Below are 16,767 nucleotides of genomic sequence, written 5' to 3'. Positions count from 1 at the left end.
CCTGTGCGGCCCGCCACCGGCCCGGTCGGCCGCCGCGAGCGGCCTACAGGAAAAGCGTAGCCGGGTGAGAAGAACCACACAATGCGAATATCGAAGCCGATCAGGTGCCGCACGTAGTCGCCCGGTACCGGGCGGGGTCCGCCTACGCGTCCCGCCTGCCGCACCGAGTCCGAACAGCGCGCCCACCGGCACCGACCTGGCGATCCGTCGGGCGGCCAGGGCTGGAAGGGGGTTTGCTGTCGGTGCCCCGGCGTACCGTTGACGTCATGGCGCTCGACATACCCCGGCTCGACGGCCGTTTCCAGGTCATCAGTGATTTTCAGCCGGCCGGTGACCAGCCGGCGGCGATCGACGATCTGGAGCGGCGGGTCCGTCGCGGCGACCGGCACACGGTGCTGCTCGGCGCGACCGGCACCGGCAAGAGCGCCACGACCGCCTGGCTGGTCGAGCGGCTGCAACGTCCCACGCTGGTGCTGGCGCCCAACAAGACGCTCTGCGCCCAGCTGGCGAAGGAGTTCAGCGAGCTGCTGCCGGACAACGCGGTGGAGTACTTCGTCTCGTACTACGACTACTACCAGCCCGAGGCGTACATCCCGCAGACCGACACGTACATCGAGAAGGACTCCTCGATCAACGAGGAGGTCGAGCGGCTGCGGCACTCGGCGACGATGTCGCTGCTCACCCGGCGCGACGTGGTGGTGGTCGCGACCGTCTCGGCGATCTACGGGCTGGGCACTCCCGAGGAATACCTCGACCGCGCGGTGCGGGTGGCCGTCGGCCAGGAACTGGACCGGGACCAACTGCTGCGCCGCCTGGTCGACATCCAGTACACCCGCAACGACATGGCCTTCCAGCGCGGCACCTTCCGGGTCCGCGGCGACACGCTGGAGATCATTCCGGCGTACGAGGAACTCGCCGTGCGCATCGAGCTCTTCGGTGACGAGGTGGAGAAGCTCTACTACCTCAACCCGTTGACCGGTGACGTGGTGCGTGAGGTGGACCATCTGCTGATCTTTCCGGCGACGCACTACGCGGCCGGCCCGGAGCGGATGGAACGGGCGGTCCGGGACATCGAGACGGAGTTGGGCGAGCGGCTGGCCGAGTTGGAAGGGCAGGGCAAGCTGCTGGAGGCGCAGCGGCTGCGGATGCGCACCACGTACGACATCGAGATGATGCGGCAGGTGGGCTTCTGCTCGGGCATCGAGAACTACTCGATGCACATCGACGGCCGGCTGCCCGGCAGCCCGCCGCACTGCCTGCTGGACTATTTCCCCGACGACTTCCTCACCGTCGTCGACGAGTCGCACGTGACGATTCCCCAGATCGGCGGCATGTACGAGGGGGACGCGTCGCGCAAGCGGATGCTCATCGACCACGGGTTCCGGTTGCCCAGCGCCGCCGACAACCGGCCGCTGCGGTTCGACGAGTTCCTGGAGCGGGTCGGCCAGATGGTCTTCCTGTCGGCGACCCCCGGCCCGTGGGAGTTGGAGCACGCGCAGGGCGAGTTCGTGGAGCAGGTGATCCGCCCGACGGGCCTGGTCGACCCGGAGGTGGTCGTCAAGCCCACGAAGGGCCAGATCGACGACCTGATGCACGAGATCAAGCTGCGTACCGAGCGCGACGAGCGGGTGCTGGTCACCACGCTGACCAAGAAGATGGCCGAGGATCTGTCCGACTATCTCCTGGAGAACGGCATCCGGGTGCGTTACCTGCACTCCGAGGTCGACACGCTGCGCCGGGTGGAGCTGCTGCGCGAGTTGCGTCGTGGTGACTACGACGTGCTGGTCGGCATCAACCTGCTGCGCGAGGGCCTCGACCTGCCCGAGGTGTCGCTGGTGGCGATCCTGGACGCGGACAAGGAAGGTTTCCTGCGCAGCGGCCGGTCGTTGATCCAGACCATCGGTCGGGCGGCCCGTAACGTCTCCGGCCAGGTGCACATGTACGCCGACAAGGTCACCCCGTCGATGGCGGACGCGATCGAGGAGACGAACCGGCGGCGGGCCAAGCAGATCGCCCACAACGAGGCGCACGGCATCAGCCCGGAGCCGCTGCGCAAGAAGATCCACGACATTCTCGACGACATCTACCGTGAGGCGGAGGACACCGAGGCGACGCGGGTCGGCGGTGCGGTGCGGCAGCTGTCGCGCGGCAAGGCGCCGGTCAAGGAGACCCGCAGCCGGGCTCGGGGCGGCGCGGCCACCCCGGCCCGCGAGGGCATGGCGCGGGCCGAGTTGGCGCAGCTCATCCAGGAGCTGAACGACCAGATGCTGGCGGCCGCACGCGAGTTGCAGTTCGAGTTGGCCGCCCGGATCCGCGACGAGGTCGCCGACCTGAAGAAGGAGTTGCGGGGGATGGACGCCGCCGGCGTGCGGTAGGTGCCGCCGGACGGACCATCCACTTCCTACGGTGGGAGAATAGCGGAATGCGAGCGTCCTATTGCGCTAAGTGATCGCCGTGCGTACTCTCCCTCGGTGGGGAGGCAGGGATGCCGTTGCCAACGAGTCCGGTCATTCGACGTGCGCGACTGGGCGCCGAGTTGCGTCAGCTACGCCGACGGGAGGCGCTGACGCTGGAACAGGTGTGTGAGCGACTCGGTTGGGCGTCCACCTCCAAGCTGTCCCGCATCGAGCTGGGGCAGAGCCGTCCCGACCTGGCCGACGTGCTCGATCTGCTCGACGTCTACGAGGTGCCGTCGCTGCAGCGCGACGCCCTGATCGTCATCGCCCGGGACGCGGCGACCAGCCGGGGCTGGTGGAAGTCGCTGGGTGAGATGGGTGAGCGGCAGCGTACGTACGCCGAACTCGAAGCCGGGGCGGCGGGCATCGTGGAGTACCAGCCGGCGATCGTGCCCGGTCTGCTACAGACCCCGGCGTACGCCCGGCTGCGCATCGTCGCCGGTCAGCTCCTCGACCCGACGGTGGACGTGGAGGCCGACCTGCGGGCCCGGGCCGCCCGGCAGGCGGTGCTGCGCCGGGTCGAACCGCCCCGCTACACGGCGTTGGTCACCGAGTTGGCCTGCGAACCGGGGGACGACCCGGTGGAGGTGTGGCGCGCGCAGGTGGGGCACCTGCTCGAACTGGCCGCCCTGCCGCATGTGACGATCCGGCTGCTGCAGGTGGGTGCGGGCCGGCGCCCGCTGCCGCTGACCCCGTTCTCCTGTTACTCCTTCCCGGACCCGGCGGACCCGCGCACGGTGATGCTTGAGGCGCTGACCACGGATGTGCGGCTGACCACCGCGACCGACGTCGACCGGTACGAACGGATGACCGACTGCCTGCTGGAGACGGCGTTGCCGGAGGATGAGACGGTGCGGCTGCTGGCCCGCCGGCTCGACGGGTGACGGACTGAACCTGCCGTCCGTCAGGGGCCGGCAGGCTCGCCCACGGTTGTCGCGTCGGCACCGGACCCGGCGCCCCCGAAGCCGTCGGGGCCGGCACCGACGCGAGACGCACGATAGGTGGACGGTCTGACACTTTCTCGGTTCGGTGCGTGGTGATCCGGTGTCGGTCAGGCGGGTACGTCGACGAAATGCTCGACCCGCGGCGGCGTGGCGAAGTGCGGGCCGATCAACTCCCGCCACCCGACGAAACGCTCCGTGGCCCGGAAGTTCTGCTCGTGCGCCTCGACCGTGTCCCACTCGACCAGCAGCACGAAGCGGGAGGGCGACTCCAGGCCCCGGGTCATGCGGACCGAGCGGCAGCCGGGCGTGCCGGCGAGCAACGGGTGCCCCTGGGCGTACGCGGCGGCGAACGCCTCCTCGTGGCCGGGGATGACATCGATGAGCGCAACCTCAAGGACCATGCCGGCAGCCTGCCACATCGCTGCCGGACCCGTGCCGGCCGGTTGGTTCTTCCGTCCGCTGCCGCCCGCACCGGCCCATCGCTCATCCCGGTAACCCATCCTCCTAGGATGCCCAGAGAGGGTGGGGCGGCCGTCACGCCCCGGAAGGCGTACCGTGTGCCGGTTGCTGAGTGGCGGCCGGAGGAATGAGACTGTGAACGTGTCCGGACTGGTGTGGGCGGCGACACTCGCGGCCCTGACCACGGTCCTCGTGGTGGACCTGCTCATCATCGGGCGCCGCCCGCACGAGCCGAGCGTGCGGGAGTCGAGCCTCTGGGTCGCCTTCTACGTCGGGTTGGCCCTGCTGTTCGGCGGCGGGCTCTGGCTCGCCGCCGGAGCGAGCGTGGCGGGGCAGTTCTACACCGGCTGGCTGACCGAGTACAGCCTCTCGGTGGACAACCTCTTCGTCTTCGTGATCATCATGGCCCGCTTCGCGGTGCCCCGGCAGTACCAGCAGAAGGTGCTGCTCGTCGGCATCGTTCTCGCGCTCGTCATGCGGGGTGGTTTCATCGCCGCGGGCGCGGCCCTGATCTCGCAGTTCACCTGGGTCTTCTACATCTTCGGGGCGTTCCTGATCTACACCGCGATCAACCTGGCCCGGCAGGGTGAGTCGAGCGAGGAGGAGTTCACCGAGAACGTCCTCATCCGCTGGAGCCGACGGGCGCTGCCCATCTCGCGGGGCTACGACGGTGCCCGGCTGACCGTGCGGGAGAACGGCCGACAGATGTTCACGCCGATGCTGATCGTTATGATCGCTATCGGTACCACCGATCTGATCTTCGCTCTCGACTCGATTCCGGCGATCTTCGGGATCACCCAGGAGCCGTACCTCGTCTTCACCGCCAACGTGTTCGCGCTGATGGGGCTGCGGCAGCTCTACTTCCTGCTCGGTGGGCTGCTCGACCGGTTGATCTACCTGAGCCACGGGCTCGCGGTGGTGCTCGGCTTCATCGGGGTCAAGCTGATCCTGGAGGCACTGGCGGAGAACAATCTGTCATTCATCAACGGCGGCGAACACGTCGGCTGGGCGCCGCACATTCCGATCTGGCTGTCGCTGCTGATCATCCTGGGCACCCTGGCGGTGGCCACGGCGGCGAGCCTGGTCAGGTCCTCGCGGGACCGGCGACGCGAGCTGACCGCGTCCCGTCGTTGAGCCGCACCGGGTCGGCTTCGAGTCGGTGGGCACCGAGCAGGGTGGCGTTGCGCTCGACGGAGAGCCGCTCTTCCAGCACCCGCCGGTGCCGGTAGCAGGCGTGCAGCATGCGCCGCTCCTCGCGCCGGGGTCGAGCGGCGGTGACGATGCCGATGTGGTGGATCCGCTGACCAGGCCGGGCGAAGCTGTACAGGTCGCCGACCCGCTCGGCCCCCAACTCCAGCCGCCGGGCCGCGGTGGCCTGGTCGCTGGCGTCGCGGGGGACCAGCACACCGAGCCGGCGCCAGACCAGGTGCACCAGCCCGGAACAGTCGATGCCGTACGCGGACAGGCCGCCCCAGAGGTAGTCGACATCGAGCAGCCGGGTCGCCACGGCCAGCACCTGTTCGGCCGTGGGAGGTGCGGTCGGGGTAGCGACCACGTGAGCCGCCGGCAACCACAGCGGCCCGGGTTGCCCGGGGGCATGGACCGGCTGCCACCCGTCGACCGGGTCACCGGCTCCGGCGAGCCGGGTGCCGAGGACGACTCCCGGTACGGCGACCGGGCCACCGGCAGTGGTGTGCAGGGCGGTGACGGCGACGTCGACGACCACCCGCGCCATGGCGTCGGCATCCGTGGCGGCCGAGGTCAGCTGCGCGACCGGCAGCCAGCCCGGGTAGCCACGCGCGTCGAGTCGGGCCGAGGGCTGGTCGACCGCAACCACGTGCGCCCAGCCGTCCGGCCGGACCTCGGTCACCAGCACCCGCTCGCCGAGCAGCAGTTGACTGAGGACCGCGTCACCGACCTGCCGAGCGGCGGCCAGACCGGCGACCCACGCCCCGACGTCGGCGGGTGAGCCGAGCGCCGGGGCGTCCACCGGCCGGACCGCGTCGGGGGAACTCCACAGGGCGGCGACGGCGACTCGGACCACCGCCTCGGTGCCCTGCTGCACGATCACCCCCGGTCGGTCGCACCCCCGTTGCTCGGACCATAGGGCGAACCGCCCTGCCCATCAATTCGTCAGTCTGGATTTTTACGGCGACCGTTCCGGTGGCGCCGAGACCGGGGCGGGGCGCGGCGGGTTGCACCCGCCGCCGCGATCGCGCGGTGGGTGCCTGTCGCGACGATCATCGGGTACGGCACCCTGTATGCGAGGGGGCGACATGATCAGTGAGCGAGCGAGCGGATCGGGCTGGACACTCGTCGGCGCACCCAACGCGCGGGACCTCGGTGGCCTGATCGGCGTCGGCGGCCGGCGGGTACGACCCGGACGACTGATCCGTACGCCGGCGTTGGGTCGGTTGACCGACGAGGACCTGCCGGTGTTGGCGAAGCTCGAACCGGCCTGTGTGGTGGATCTTCGAGCCCAGTCCGAGGTGTCGGTGGCGCCGCCGGACCGGCTGACCGGCGAGCCGACCGTGGTGCACCTGCCGGTGCACGACCCGGCGCATCCGGTCTTCACGTACGTCTCGGCGGTGCTGCTCGGCCACGACCTGAGCGAGTACGCGGAGCTGGCGCGGCAGGGGACACCGGCGGCGATGGCGGCGATCTACCGCTGGTTCGTCACCGGAGCCTCGGCTCGGGAGGGGTTCAGCGCGGCGGTCCGGTTGGCGGCCGAGGAACGTAATCTCCCGTTGGTCTACCACTGCTCGGCGGGCAAGGACCGCACCGGTTGGCTGACCGTGGTGCTGCTGCACGCCCTCGGAGTGGACGAGGCCGCGATCCGAGCCGACTACCTGGCCCACAACCCGCTTACGGAGAGCCTGCGCGAGGTGCTCGTCGAGGCGATGCGGCAGCGCCACCCGGGGCTCGACGAGACGGCGGTCCGGCCGGTGCTGGAGGTCCGCCCGGAGTACCTCGACGCCGCGTACGCCCAGGTGCGGCAGGTGCACGGGTCGTTCGGGACGTACCTGCGCGACGGCCTGGGGATCACCGAGGAGACGGTGGCGGCGCTGCGGGCGAACCTGTTGGACTGAGCGTGCTGAGGTCGTGGCGGGCCTGCCACACGGCGCGGGAGATGTCGGCCACCAACTGGTTGGCGTCGACGTCGGCCCGGGCGTCGGTCTGGTCGTCGCCGACGGTGGTGCAGACGACGAGCAGGTAGGGCGCGGCGTCGGCGGGATAGACCACCGCCGCGCCGTGTCGTACGCCGCGTACCCAGCCGTTCTTGTGGGCGAGTCGGATGCCGGCGGGCAGCCCTTCGGCGATGTCCTGGCGGATCTGCTGGGCGCAGAGCACGTCCAGCATGGCGGCGCAGCCGGCCGGTGAGGCGATCGGGCCGGGGCGGGTGGCGCCGGTGGCGACGGCGCCGAGCAGCGCGGCCAGGTCGGCGGCGGTGACCACATTGGTGATCTGGGCCGTACGGGCGGCGAAGTCCTCGATGCCGCGCCCGGTGACGCTGTGCCGGGCGCCGGCCAGCCGCCAGACCTCGGCCACCGCGGGTAGTCCGACGTGTTCGATGACCAGGTTGGTGGCGAGGTTGCTGGAGCGGACGATCATCCGTTCGGCGAGCCAGCGCAGCGACGCCCGCCCGTCCAGGCGGTCCCACACGGCCTCGTCGTTGTCGTACGCGCGGCGGCAGGAGTACGGCGGGGCGTCCGGCCGGGCGGAGGTGAACCGGTTGACGACCTCGATCGGGGCGTCCGGGTCGAGGCGGCCGGCCTCGGCGGCGCGGTGCAGCGCGGCGAGCACGGCCAGTTTCATCGTGCTCGCCGCGTAGTGGGTGGCCTCGGCGTGCCGGGTCCAGGTGGGCGGGGCACCGAGGGGCCCCGCGTACACCGAGATCGTGCCGGGCTCCCGGTCCAGCCGCGCGTGGAGGTCGGCTGCGGCCATCGATCGGCTCAGCCGGCGTGCTTGCGGCGGGCGGCGGTGCGGGCCCGCTGGGTCTGGTCGAGCACGACCTTGCGGATGCGGACGGCGGCCGGGGTGACCTCGACGCATTCGTCCTCGCGGCAGAACTCCAGTGCCTGCTCCAGCGACAGCTTGCGCGGCGGGATCAGCTTCTCGGTCTCGTCGGCGGTCGACGAGCGCATGTTTGTGAGCTTCTTCTCCTTGGTGATGTTGACGTCCATGTCGTCGGAGCGGGAGTTCTCACCGACGATCATGCCCTCGTACACCTCGGTGCCGGGCTCGACGAAGAGCTGGCCGCGCTCCTGGAGGTTGGTCATCGCGAACGCGGTGACGCTGCCGGAGCGGTCGGCGACCAGGGAGCCGTTGTTGCGGGTGCGCAGCTCGCCGAACCACGGCTCGTACGACTCGAAGACGTGGTGCAGGATGCCGGTGCCCCGGGTCTCGGTGAGGAACTCGGTGCGGAAGCCGATCAGACCGCGGGCGGGGACCAGCCACTCCATCCGGATCCAGCCGGTGCCGTGGTTGACCAGTTGCTCCATCCGGCCCTTGCGGGTGGCCAGCAGCTGGGTGATCGCGCCGAGGTACTCGTCCGGCGCGTCGATGGTGAGTCGTTCCACCGGCTCGCAGGTCCGTCCGTCGATCTCCCGGGTGACGACCTGCGGCTTGCCGACGGTCAGTTCGAACGACTCGCGGCGCATCTGCTCGACCAGGATCGCCAGGGCCAGCTCACCACGGCCCTGCACCTCCCAGGCGTCGGGACGCTCGGTGGGCAGTACCCGCAGGGACACGTTGCCGACGAGTTCCTTGTCGAGGCGGTCCTTGACCATCCGGGCGGTGACCTTGGCGCCCTTGACCCGGCCGACCAGGGGCGAGTTGTTGGTGCCGATGGTCATGGAGATCGCCGGCTCGTCGACGGTGATCAGCGGCAGCGGGATCGGGTTCTCCGCGTCGGCGAGAGTTTCGCCGATCATGATCTCGGGGATGCCGGCGACCGCGATGATGTCGCCCGGGCCGGCGCTGTCGGCGGGCTTGCGCTCCAGGCCTTCGGTCATCAGCAGCTCGGAGATGCGGACCCGCTGGGTGCTGCCGTCGGTGCGGCACCAGGCCACGCTCTGGCCCTTGGCGATTCTGCCCTGGCGTACCCGGCACAGCGCGAGGCGGCCGAGGAACGGGGAGGCGTCGAGGTTGGTGACGTGCGCCTGGAGCGGGGCCTCCTCGTCGTACGCGGGCGGCGGGATGGTGTCCAGCAGGGTGCGGAACAGCGGCTCCAGGCTGTGGCTGTCGTCCGGCACCGAACCGTCGGCGGGTTGGGTCAGTGAGGCGATGCCGTCGCGGGCGCAGGCGTAGACGATCGGGAAGTCGATCTGCTCCTCGTCGGCGTCGAGGTCGAGGAAGAGCTCGTAGGTGTCGTCGACGACCTCCTTGATCCGGGCGTCCGGGCGGTCCACCTTGTTGATCACCAGGATGATCGGCATGCGGGCCTTGAGTGCCTTGCGGAGCACGAACCGGGTCTGCGGCAGCGGCCCTTCGCTGGCGTCCACCAGCAGCACCACCCCGTCGACCATGGTCAGGCCGCGCTCCACCTCGCCGCCGAAGTCGGCGTGACCGGGGGTGTCGATGATGTTGATGGTGACCGGGTCCGAACCGTCGGCGGGCAGGTAGCGCACGCCGGTGTTCTTGGCCAGGATGGTGATGCCCTTCTCCCGTTCCAGGTCCATCGAGTCCATCACCCGCTCGGTCACCTCGCCCCGGGCGCCGTAGGCGCCGGACTGCCGCAGCATGGCGTCGACCAGGGTGGTCTTGCCGTGGTCGACGTGAGCGATGATGGCGACGTTGCGGAGGTCCGTGCGAAGCTGCATGAGCTCCATCCTCCCGCCTGCGCGGTAGCCGCGTGGCGTCGGGGTCACCGGAGCGCGGGGCCGCGCGGTGACGGAGAGCACTGTCACACTTGCAGGGCAGTTCTGCCGAGGTGATCCGGGGGCGCCGTGCACGATCTGCTCAGTTCGGTGCAGAGCCTGCCACCAGGGCTGATCTACGTGGTGGCGGCGCTGGTCGTGGCCGCCGAGACGGCACTGATCATCGGGCTGGTCGCGCCCGGTGAGGCGACCCTGCTGCTGGTGGGCTTCCTCACGTACACCGGCACGTTGCGGCTCGGTCCGGCGCTGCTGGTGATGATCGCCGCCGCCGCGTCGGGGGACGCGTTGGCGTTCCGCTCCGGCCGGCGCTACGGGCCCCGGCTGCGGGCCAGCAGGTGGGGCGCCCGGGTGGGGCCGCAGCGGTGGGCCCGTGCCGACTCGATGCTCGACCGGATGGGTGGGCGAGGTGTGCTGACCGCCCGCTGGGTGGCGTTCGCCCGCACGCTGGTGCCCCGGCTGGCCAGTGCGGCCGGGATGCCGTACCGCCGGTTCGCGCCGTGGAACCTGGCCGGGGTGATCACCTGGGTGGGTGCCTCGGTGCTGGTCGGGCATCTGGCCGGAGAGTCGTACGAGACGGTCTCCCGGTTGCTGGGCCGGGCCACCGGAGCGGTGCTGGTGCTGGTGGCCGCGTTGGTCGCGGTGGTGCTGGCCGGTCGGTGGCTGGGCCGGAACCCCGATCCGGCGCGGGCGTTGCTGACCCGGGCGGCCCGGCTGCCGCCGCTGCGGTGGCTGTCGGCCCGCTACGGGCTGCTGTTCTTCCTGCTGAGCCTGCGTCTCGGGCCGGCGTGGGCGTTGCTGGCGAACCTGGCGGCCGGGGTGGTGCTGCTGTTCGTGGTGGCGCTGGTGATCGCGTGGATCCTGCGGGTGGTGGTCCGGCACAGCGGGTTGGCCCTGGTCGACGGGGTGATCGCGAGCTGGTTCGCGGCGCGGCGTACGCCCGACGCGGTAGAGGCGACCGAGGCGGCGGTGTCGCTGCTGCGTGGCTCGTCGCTGATCGTGATGGTGGCGGTGGTTGCTCTGGTGCAGGCCTGGCGGCAGCGACCGTGGCGGGCGGATCTGCTGAGTGTGGTCGGCACGGTCGGTGCGTTCGTGCCGCTGGTGGTGCTGGCGGCCGTGGCGGATCTGGCCGCCGGTGGGCGGGTGGTGCTGTTCTCCACCCAGAGCGTGGTGGTGACGGCGAGCCTGTGCACGCTGGCGTGGCTGTTGTCGCGGGGTGCCCGGTGGCCGGTGGCGGTGGCCGCGTGGACCGTGGCGGCGGCCGGTGTGGTCACCATCGGTGGTGCCCGGCTGTACCTGGGGCTGAGCACGGCAAGCGGCACGGTCGGCGCGGTGCTGCTCGGCGCCGCCTGGACGGCGGTGTTCATGGTCGCCTGGGCCACGCGGGACCGGGCGGTGGCCGGCGGTGGTGCCGCCGCCGGGTGAGGGCCGGCGCCGTGATCCGGGCGGGGATCGCGGGGCCACGCGCGACGGGCGGTAGCTGTTAGTGTGCGGCGGGTTCGTCACGGCCGGAGGAGGTCGACATGGGACGCAGCGTCGCACGGTGGGGTGTCGCGGTGGTCGCCGCGACGCTGCTGCTTACCGGCGGTGGATGTGCCAAGGTGGACACTCCCGCGGCGGAGGTGCCGGCTCCGGTCGCTCTGCCGGAGGAGTTGCCGGACGCCTCGGGGGAGCCCCGCGGGGAGGACGCGTCGGCGACACCGTCGGCGGTGGAGTCGATGGGGGCCGCGCCGAAGGCCACTCCCAGCGCCAGCGCGTCACCGTCGGCGACGAAGCGGAGCCCGAAGCCGAAGCGAGCCACGGCCACCGCCCCCCGGACGGTGCCGAAGCCGCCGACGGAGACGGAGGTGCCGCCGGATCCGCCGAAGCCGCCCTCAAGCGACTGCAAGCCCAGCTACAAGGGTGATCAAGCCAGCCGTGCGCAGGTCAAGTCGGCGTTGACCGAGGCGGCCGGGCGGACGTACTGGCCGACGTCGGCCCCGAAGATCCGCGTCCCGTTGAGCCTGATCAAGGCGACGGCGTGGCAGGAGAGCGGCTGGCAGTCCAACATCGTGGCCTGCGACGAGGGCATCGGCCTGATGCAGGTGATGCCGGAGACCGCGTCCTGGATGAACCAGCGCTTCGGGCAGAGCTACGACGTGTGGGACTACCAGGACAACGCCTACCTCGGCGGCACCTACCTGGCCTGGCTGACCAAGTACATCGGCGACATGTACTTCGATGCCGACTACCAGCTCGACGCCGACCTGTGCACCGCCGAGCTTGACTCGTGCCTGTTGAACGCGGTCATCGCCGCGTACAACTACGGGCATGGGGCGGTGGCCCCGGAGGGTAAGCCGCTGAACATCCCCAACCCGAGCTATGTGCGCAACGTCCGGGCGTTGATGACGGAGTGCGTCTGCCTGGATTTCTGACCGTCGCCGACCCGGCCGGGCCACCAGAAGCGCTCCCCGAGCAGGAACGCCAGGGCCGGGACGACGACGGTGCGGACCAGCAGGGTGTCCAGCAGCACACCGAGGCAGACGATGATCCCGATCTGGGTCAGGGTGATCAGCGGTAGCACGCCGAGGACGGCGAAGACGGCGGCGAGCAGGATGCCGGCGCTGGTGATGACGCCGCCGGTGACCCGCAGCGCGGAGAGCATGCCCTCGCGGGTGCCGACGGTGCGGGCGTCCTCGCGGGCGCGGGTGACCAGGAAGATGTTGTAGTCCACACCGAGCGCCACCAGGAAGACGAAGGCGAGCAGCGGCACGGTGGTGTCCAGCGAGGGGAAGCCGAGCACGTGGTCGAAGAGCAGCCAGGCGCCGCCGAGGCTGGCGAAGTACGACGCGACGACGGTGACCACGAGCAGCACCGGGGCTAGCAGGCCGCGCAGCAGCAGGACCAGCACCGCGCCGACCAGCAGCAGGATCAGCGGCAGGATGACGCGTAGGTCCTCGGCGTCGGCCGCCGCCGCGTCGTACGTGCCGGCCACCGTGCCGCCGACGATGGCGCCGGTCGGGGTGTCGCCGCCCGCGGGGGCGGGTGGTGCGGAGTCGGGTACGGCGGCGACCGCGTCCCGCAGGGCCTCCAACGTCCGGTCGGAGTCGGTGGTGCCCGGCTCGGCGTCGAGCACCACGTCGACCTGGGCGACGGTGGGGCCGGCGGTGCCGGGACGGGCGGAGGCGACCCCGGGCACCTCGGCGGCGGCCGCGGTGACCGCCGGTACGGTGTCGGGTCGGGTCATCACCGCGACCGGCTGGGTGGTGCCGGCGGGGAAGGCGCCGGCAAGGGTCTCCGCCCCGGCGACCGCTTCGGGCTGTACCCGGAACTGCTCGGTCTCCGACAGCCCGGTCCGCAGGCCGAGGCCGCCCAGGGCGAGCGCGGCCAACAGCAGCGTGGCCAGGGCCGCGACGGGCACCGGGCGACGGATCACGGCGGCGCCGAGCCGGCCCCAGATCCGGCCCTCCCGACCTTCGCTGCCGACGTGCGGTACGAACGGCCAGAACAGGCGCCGCCCGAGCAGCACCAGCGCGGCCGGCAGCACGAGCAGGGCCGATGCCATGGCCAGGAGGATGCCGGTGGCGCAGGCGACCGCGAGGGCCCGGTTGAGTTCCCGCTCGCTGAGCAGCAGGGTGAGCACCCCGAGCATGACGGTGCCGCCGCTGGCGAGGATCGGTTCGGCGGTGCGGCGCAGCGCGGCACGCATGGCGGCGAAGCGGTCCGCCTCGCGGCGCAGTTCCTCCCGGTAGCGGGCGATCAGCAGCAGGGCGTAATTGGTGGCGGCGCCGAAGACGAGGACGCTGGCGATACCGCTCACGGCGCCACCGGCGAAGTTGATGCCGACGGCGGGGATGACCGTGTCGAGGGCGCGCAGGGCGACCTGTTCGGTGGCGGCCACGACGGCCAGGGGCACCATCCACAGCAGCGGGCTGCGGTAGGTGACGAGCAGCAGCAGCGCGACCACCGCGGCGGTGACGGCGAGCAGGGTGGTGTCGGCGCCCTCGAAGACCTTGGTGAGGTCGGCGGTGAAGGCCGGTGCGCCGGTCACCTCGACGGTCAGCTCGGCCGGTAGTGCCGTCAGCGCCTCGCGGATCTCGGCGACGGTGGCGGCCACCGCTTCCTGACCGCCCTCGGTGCTCAGGGGCACGGCGACCAGGGCCACGGTGCCGTCGGGGGACAGTTGCGGCGGGGCGACCTGACCGCCGGCGGCGAACCCGCCGAGGGCGCCGGTGCCACCGGTGACGGCGGCGCGGTCGCCGTCGGTCAGCGGGGCGCGATCGTCACGGGTGACCACCACGATGGCCGGCTGGACGTCGCTGGCGGGCAGGTCGTCCTGCAACCGCTCGACCTGGGTGGACTGCCAGCGGTCGGACAGGCCGGTGGCGGAGACGGGTGCCGGGTTGTCGGGGATGGGCAACCAGAAGACGGCCGCGCCCACGGCCAGCGCCGCGAGGATGGTGAACCAGGCGTTGAGGCGACCGCCCGCCACGCGGTTGAACACGGACATCAGGACCCCCAGCCGAAAGTATCTAGACAGTCGAGATTTTCGCCTATCAAGAAAGATGCTGCAACTGCTCGGCGGCAGAGAATCTCGGCGACCGAGACGAGGGTCTCTCTCGGTTATGCTGCGAACCCGGGACGTCGGGAGGAAGCGGCGGGACGTGGCAGCTCACGGTATGTACCGCCGGCGCGACACGCGCCGGGACGTGTTGATCGCCGAGATCACGGCTGAGCTGCGGCGCTACGGCGTGGACGCGCAGCACGTGGGGCACGCCTTCGCCAACCAGCACGGGCTCAACGCCACCGACCTGCAGGCACTGATCGCCGTGATGGACGCCGAGCTGCTCGGCGACCCGATCACGCCGGGCCGGCTCGGCGAACACCTCGGGCTCTCCTCCGGCTCGGTCACCGCCCTCATCGACCGGCTCGAACGCGCCGGGCATCTGCGCCGGGACCGGGACACCACGGACCGACGCAAGGTGCTGCTGCGCTACGCCCAACGCGGCGCCGAGCTGGCGATGGGCTTCTTCCGGCCGCTGGGCGAACGCACCGACCGGGTGATGGCCGGCTTCCGTGACGATGAGCTGGAGGTGGTGTACCGGTTCATGACGGCGATGGGAGCCTCGCTGAGGGAGCACCGGGACGAGGTCCGTGCCGCCCGGACCGAGCCGCACCGGCGTCGGGCGGAGTGAGTCGTGCTCGATCGTCTGGCGGCCGGACTCGCCGCCACCGTCCTGCGACTTCCCCCGGCGCGGACCCGACGGGTCACCGTCACCCGGGACATCGCGCTGCGGGTACGCGACGGGGTGATTCTGCGCACCGACCACTACGCGCCCGACCTGCCCGCCGCGCCCACCGTGCTGATCCGCACCCCGTACGGCCGGGCCGGGCCGATGCGGCTGCTCTGCCGACTCGCCGCCGAGCAGGGGTTCCACGTGGTCATCCAGTCCTGCCGGGGCACCGGCGGCTCCGGCGGCGAGTTCGAGCCGTTCGTGCACGAACGCGACGACGGCCTGGACACGCTCGACTGGCTGCACCGGCAGCCGTGGTGGACCGGTGCGTTCGGCATGTTCGGCGCCAGCTACCAGGGATTCGTGCAGTGGGCGCTCGCGGCGGACGCGGGCCCGCAGCTGCGGGCGATGGTCGCGGTCGCCACCGCCTCGACCACCCGCGACTCCACCTACGCGGGGGAGTCGTTCGCCCTGGACACGGTGCTGACCTGGGCCGAGCTGCTGCAGGCGCAGACCGTGCCGTGGCTGGCCCGGCAGTGGGAACTCAAGCGCGGCCAGCCGAGGCTGACCGCCGCCCTGTCCCACCTTCCGTTGATCGAGGCCGACCGGGTCGCCACCGGGGTGACCGTGCCGTTCTTTCAGGAGTGGCTGCGGCACCACACCCCGCAGGCCGACTACTGGCGCAGCCGGGTCTTCGACGACCGACTGCACCGGGTCAGCTCGCCGGTGGCGATGGTCAGCGGCTGGCACGACATCTTCCTGCCGGCTCAACTGCGCGACTACACGGCGCTGCGGGCCACCGGTGCCCGTCCGCGCCTGGTGGTCGGGCCGTGGACACACGGCAGCCCCGGGTTGTTCGTCGCCGCCCTGCGCGAGGGACTGAGCTGGCTCGACACCCACCTGTCCGACGATCAGGCCGGTGAGCGGCGGGCCGTAGGTGCCGCCCACCCGCCCGCCGCCCCGGTGCGGGTGCACGTCGGTGGTGCCGGCGGAGGCTGGCGTGACCTGCCCGACTGGCCGCCACCCGCCGACACCGTACGGTGGCACCTGCACCCGGGGGCGGCCCTGAGCCCCGCGGACCCGGTGCCGTCGCCGCCGGACGGATTCTGGTACGACCCGGCCGACCCGACACCGTCGCTCGGCGGTCCACTGCTGGTGGCCCAGCGGGCCGGGCCGTTCGACAACCGCCCGGTCGAGGCCCGGCCCGACGTGTTGACCTGGACCAGCGAACCGTTGACCGCCGGGATCGAGGTGATCGGGCCGGTACGCGCCGAGATCCACCTGCGCAGCGAGCTGACGCACCTGGACGTGTTCGTGCGACTGTGCGACGTGGACCGTCGGGGTCGCTCGTGGAACATCTGCGACGGGCTGGTCCGGCTCGACCCGCAGCGGTTTCCCGCCGACCACGCCGGCAGCGTCGCGGTGCCGGTGGAGATGTGGCCCACCGCCCACCGGTTCGCCCCCGGGCACCGACTGCGGCTACAGGTTTCCGGCGGGGCCCATCCCCGCTACGCGCGTAACCCCGGCACTGGCGAACCCCTCGGCGCGGCTGTCACACTCCGTGGTGGATTCCGGGAGATCATGCACGACCCGGATCATCCGTCCGCAGTGGTGCTACCGGTCGTCCACTCTGCCTCTCAGCCTTCTCCAAGCTGAATCAAAGCGCCTCTGAGCTGGGCATTCTCCAACAACCCGAGCTATCGTGGTGATACGCCCGGCGCCGTGCACCCGATCGGCCGGGCCCGCCGGTGAGCCTCTCCACCGCGTACGCGGTGTCACTGTCGCGCCTGGTCCCCAACGAGAAAGCGAAGGGGGACCC

General features: G+C 71.4%; 13 protein-coding genes. 8 read left to right on the top strand and 5 right to left on the bottom strand.

The features are described 5' to 3' along the window. The first annotated feature begins 266 nt into the window (after window positions 1-266). Together uvrB and AB0J93_RS26115 are read left to right on the top strand one after the other, a co-directional pair. Window positions 267-2,375: an excinuclease ABC subunit UvrB gene (gene uvrB / locus AB0J93_RS26120; protein WP_363924959.1), complete on the top strand. Its 2,109-nt coding sequence runs from the start codon at window positions 267-269 to the stop codon at window positions 2,373-2,375. Between the two features lie 110 nt (window positions 2,376-2,485). Further along, window positions 2,486-3,340 carry a helix-turn-helix transcriptional regulator gene (locus tag AB0J93_RS26115; RefSeq protein ID WP_363924958.1) on the top strand — a complete coding sequence of 285 codons (855 nt, stop codon included), beginning with the start codon at window positions 2,486-2,488 and terminating at the stop codon, window positions 3,338-3,340. Window positions 3,341-3,507: 167 nt separating this feature from the next. Here the strand turns inward: AB0J93_RS26115 and AB0J93_RS26110 are convergent, their stop codons facing one another. Next, on the bottom strand, window positions 3,508-3,801 hold the full coding sequence (locus AB0J93_RS26110; protein WP_363924957.1) for an antibiotic biosynthesis monooxygenase: 294 nt from the start codon (window positions 3,799-3,801) through the stop codon (window positions 3,508-3,510). Between the two features lie 193 nt (window positions 3,802-3,994). Here AB0J93_RS26110 and AB0J93_RS26105 point away from each other — a divergent pair, with 193 nt between their 5' ends. After that, entirely contained in the window at window positions 3,995-4,993 is a 999-nt protein-coding gene (locus tag AB0J93_RS26105; protein ID WP_363924956.1) for a TerC family protein, read from the top strand. On the opposite strand, the gene AB0J93_RS26100 is transcribed toward AB0J93_RS26105, so the two are convergent. Beyond that, window positions 4,944-5,930 carry an NlpC/P60 family protein gene (locus AB0J93_RS26100; protein ID WP_363924955.1) on the bottom strand — a complete coding sequence of 329 codons (987 nt, stop codon included), beginning with the start codon at window positions 5,928-5,930 and terminating at the stop codon, window positions 4,944-4,946. The two genes, AB0J93_RS26105 and AB0J93_RS26100, sit on opposite strands and share 50 nt — an antisense overlap. Before the next feature lie 205 nt (window positions 5,931-6,135). On the opposite strand from AB0J93_RS26100, the gene AB0J93_RS26095 reads away from it, so the two are divergent. Next, window positions 6,136-6,948: a tyrosine-protein phosphatase gene (locus AB0J93_RS26095; RefSeq protein ID WP_363924954.1), complete on the top strand. Its 813-nt coding sequence runs from the start codon at window positions 6,136-6,138 to the stop codon at window positions 6,946-6,948. On the opposite strand, the gene AB0J93_RS26090 is transcribed toward AB0J93_RS26095, so the two are convergent. Next, window positions 6,902-7,804: a serine hydrolase gene (locus tag AB0J93_RS26090; protein WP_363924953.1), complete on the bottom strand. Its 903-nt coding sequence runs from the start codon at window positions 7,802-7,804 to the stop codon at window positions 6,902-6,904. The two genes, AB0J93_RS26095 and AB0J93_RS26090, sit on opposite strands and share 47 nt — an antisense overlap. 8 nt (window positions 7,805-7,812) lie before the next feature. Then, on the bottom strand, window positions 7,813-9,681 hold the full coding sequence (gene typA / locus AB0J93_RS26085; RefSeq protein ID WP_363924952.1) for a translational GTPase TypA: 1,869 nt from the start codon (window positions 9,679-9,681) through the stop codon (window positions 7,813-7,815). A gap of 126 nt (window positions 9,682-9,807) precedes the next feature. Between typA and AB0J93_RS26080 the strand changes: the two genes are divergently transcribed. Both AB0J93_RS26080 and AB0J93_RS26075 read left to right on the top strand, forming a co-directional pair. Then, window positions 9,808-11,160 (top strand): DedA family protein, encoded by a 1,353-nt coding sequence (locus tag AB0J93_RS26080; protein WP_363924951.1) that lies wholly within the window; start codon window positions 9,808-9,810, stop codon window positions 11,158-11,160. Window positions 11,161-11,258: 98 nt separating this feature from the next. After that, entirely contained in the window at window positions 11,259-12,149 is an 891-nt protein-coding gene (locus AB0J93_RS26075; RefSeq protein WP_363924950.1) for a transglycosylase SLT domain-containing protein, read from the top strand. On the opposite strand, the gene AB0J93_RS26070 is transcribed toward AB0J93_RS26075, so the two are convergent. Beyond that, on the bottom strand, window positions 12,095-14,224 hold the full coding sequence (locus tag AB0J93_RS26070) for an MMPL family transporter (RefSeq protein ID WP_363924949.1): 2,130 nt from the start codon (window positions 14,222-14,224) through the stop codon (window positions 12,095-12,097). The two genes, AB0J93_RS26075 and AB0J93_RS26070, sit on opposite strands and share 55 nt — an antisense overlap. Before the next feature lie 169 nt (window positions 14,225-14,393). Between AB0J93_RS26070 and AB0J93_RS26065 the strand changes: the two genes are divergently transcribed. Next, the gene (locus AB0J93_RS26065) at window positions 14,394-14,909 is read left to right on the top strand and encodes a MarR family transcriptional regulator (RefSeq protein WP_363924994.1); all 516 of its coding nucleotides are present in this window, start codon (window positions 14,394-14,396) and stop codon (window positions 14,907-14,909) included. A gap of 3 nt (window positions 14,910-14,912) precedes the next feature. Further along, window positions 14,913-16,604, top strand: a complete 1,692-nt coding sequence (locus AB0J93_RS26060) for a CocE/NonD family hydrolase (protein ID WP_363924948.1) — start codon at window positions 14,913-14,915, stop codon at window positions 16,602-16,604. Window positions 16,605-16,767 lie beyond the last annotated feature (163 nt).

The sequence above is a fragment of the Micromonospora sp. NPDC049374 genome, from assembly GCF_040677165.1.
GTDB lineage: Bacteria > Actinomycetota > Actinomycetes > Mycobacteriales > Micromonosporaceae > Micromonospora.
Note: the sequence above shows the minus strand (reverse complement) of the source record. Positions and strands in the feature narration are given on the sequence as shown.

Excerpts from the sequence above, each read along its gene's own strand:
- uvrB (WP_363924959.1), top strand. The coding sequence starts at position 267 with ATGGCGCTCGACATACCCCGGCTCGACGGCCGTTTCCAGGTCATCAGT.
- AB0J93_RS26115 (WP_363924958.1), top strand. The coding sequence starts at position 2,486 with ATGCCGTTGCCAACGAGTCCGGTCATTCGACGTGCGCGACTGGGCGCC.
- AB0J93_RS26110 (WP_363924957.1), bottom strand. The coding sequence starts at position 3,801 with ATGGTCCTTGAGGTTGCGCTCATCGATGTCATCCCCGGCCACGAGGAG.
- AB0J93_RS26095 (WP_363924954.1), top strand. The coding sequence starts at position 6,136 with ATGATCAGTGAGCGAGCGAGCGGATCGGGCTGGACACTCGTCGGCGCA.
- AB0J93_RS26090 (WP_363924953.1), bottom strand. The coding sequence starts at position 7,804 with ATGGCCGCAGCCGACCTCCACGCGCGGCTGGACCGGGAGCCCGGCACG.
- typA (WP_363924952.1), bottom strand. The coding sequence starts at position 9,681 with ATGCAGCTTCGCACGGACCTCCGCAACGTCGCCATCATCGCTCACGTC.
- AB0J93_RS26075 (WP_363924950.1), top strand. The coding sequence starts at position 11,259 with ATGGGACGCAGCGTCGCACGGTGGGGTGTCGCGGTGGTCGCCGCGACG.
- AB0J93_RS26070 (WP_363924949.1), bottom strand. The coding sequence starts at position 14,224 with ATGTCCGTGTTCAACCGCGTGGCGGGCGGTCGCCTCAACGCCTGGTTC.
- AB0J93_RS26065 (WP_363924994.1), top strand. The coding sequence starts at position 14,394 with ATGTACCGCCGGCGCGACACGCGCCGGGACGTGTTGATCGCCGAGATC.